The sequence below is a fragment of the Synechococcus sp. R5-12 genome, from assembly GCF_047502655.1.
In the GTDB taxonomy this organism is placed as follows: Bacteria; Cyanobacteriota; Cyanobacteriia; order Thermostichales; family Thermostichaceae; genus Thermostichus.
In genome coordinates this window covers 1-1,132 of sequence record NZ_JANSIM010000239.1, presented here as the reverse complement: position 1 = coordinate 1,132, position 1,132 = coordinate 1, and the positions used below count along the sequence as shown (strand labels likewise).

The window sequence follows — 1,132 nt, the reverse complement described above, 5'->3', positions numbered from 1 at the left end:
GAACAGTGATGTTCAGCAGTGTTCAGCGTAAATGTATCAGGATCTTCAGCATGAACTCGAACCAGACTCCGCGGATCCCAGTCTTTCTGAAAAAGCAGCCCTCTTTCTGGTGTTGGCCGCGGTGGGCGCCATCGGAGCTTTGGTGGCCAAGCTCACCATTGTCAAGCTCACCATTGTCAAGCTCACCATTGTGGTGGGGCGCACCGTTCGCAAGGATTCCTATTTTCTCTCCCAGAGGGCTGGATTGGCGGATCCCTTTACACAGACTCAAGGACTGAGCGATTGCGGCGCTTCTGGGCAGCCTTGACTTTCTACACGGCCCTGCCTCTGGGGTGGGTCGGAGACTTGCCGTTTGAGGGCATTGCCGCCTGGCTGCCAGGGGTAGGTGTGTTGCTGGGCGGGATCCTCTCCCTGGCTGGGATCCTGCTGCAGATTTTCCCCAATCCGGTGCGGGCCGCTTTGCTCTTGGCCCTGTGGGTTCTCTTGACCGGTGGGCTGCACCTGGACGGGGTGGCCGATACTGCCGATGGCTTGGCGATCAATGTCCACAAGAATCCTTACAAAGGGGATCCGGAACGGTCAACTGAGGATGGGCAAAAATCTGACCTGCAGGGATCCCGTCGCCGTCTGCAGGTGATGAGCGATAGCCACACCGGGGCCTATGGGGTACTGGCCTTGGTGCTGCTGCTGCTGCTGAAATTTGCTGCCCTGAGCAGCGTTCGAGCTTGGCCCCTCTTGCTGCTGGTGCCCGCCTGGGGGCGTTGGGGCCAGTTGCTCGCCATTGCCCTGTACCCCTATCTGCGAGAGCAGGGATCCGCCCGCTTCCTCAAAGACTCCACTTCCCTGCCGGGATCCCTGTGGCCGGGCACTCTGCTTGTGCTGGCCATCACCGGGGGGTTGGGCTGGGCTGGGATCTTGGCTTGGCCCCCTTTGCTGCTCTGGACGCTGGGATCCGCCCTGGGGGCTTGGGCCGTGGGCTACTGGATCTACCGCCAGTTGGGAGGACACACGGGCGATACCTACGGAGCTACGGTGGAATGGTCAGAAGCGATAGCATTGCTGTGGGGATCCCTTATTGGGCCATCATGAATCTGATACATTTACGCTGAACACTGCTGAACATCACTGTTCA

The 1,132-nt window shown here is 59.6% G+C and carries 2 protein-coding genes; both read left to right on the top strand.

Annotated features, from left to right (window positions below; all coding sequences use genetic code 11):
- Positions 1–31: 31 nt before the first annotated feature.
- Positions 32–307: a hypothetical protein gene (locus tag NW843_RS12240; protein ID WP_414523078.1), complete on the top strand. Its 276-nt coding sequence runs from the start codon at positions 32–34 to the stop codon at positions 305–307.
- On the top strand, positions 283–1,089 hold the full coding sequence (locus tag NW843_RS12235; RefSeq protein ID WP_011433784.1) for an adenosylcobinamide-GDP ribazoletransferase: 807 nt from the start codon (positions 283–285) through the stop codon (positions 1,087–1,089). The genes NW843_RS12240 and NW843_RS12235 overlap by 25 nt, the downstream gene beginning before the upstream one ends.
- Positions 1,090–1,132: the final 43 nt, after the last annotated feature.